This is a genomic window from Mesorhizobium sp. M6A.T.Cr.TU.014.01.1.1 (assembly GCF_004022765.1).
Classification (GTDB): Bacteria; Pseudomonadota; Alphaproteobacteria; order Rhizobiales; family Rhizobiaceae; genus Mesorhizobium; species Mesorhizobium mediterraneum.
Genome location: NZ_RZPG01000142.1, coordinates 1 through 400, shown reverse-complemented (window position 1 = coordinate 400; position 400 = coordinate 1). Strand labels below are relative to the sequence as shown.

The 400-nt window shown below is 59.8% G+C and carries 1 pseudogene; it reads left to right on the top strand.

What is annotated here, in order from left to right:
• Positions 1-133: 133 nt before the first annotated feature.
• A pseudogene (locus EN885_RS33330) lies at positions 134-400 on the top strand (hypothetical protein); the annotation flags it as partial.

The following is a 400-nucleotide window of genomic DNA, read 5'->3' as shown; positions in this document are numbered from 1 at the left end:
GGCCTGCCGTCAACATTCGGTGATTGGGAATGATCCCAATTGCCATTAAAATTTTCTCGCCAAGGTTGCATTAGTATCTCTATGGTTGTATTGATGCGTGTACAACAATCCTGAATGTGTGGGGGCCTTTGCCATGAAAAAAGTCGTCATCAGCCTTTTCGCGATCCTCGCAGGCATTAGCTTCGCCATGGCCGAGGACGCCGGCTGTGAGGCGTTCAAGTGGCCGGTGACGCGGGAGCAGACCCTGTTTGCCGCGGCACCGGCAACGCCGTCCGGAGCGGCGCTGGCGGTTGGTGCGGCTGCGGACCTGGCGCTGGTGCCGGTAGAGAAAGCCGGTTTTGCGGTAGCGCCCGAACGTGCGCCGGCATCGGACACGTTTGGCGCCGTTGCCAGCGTGGAG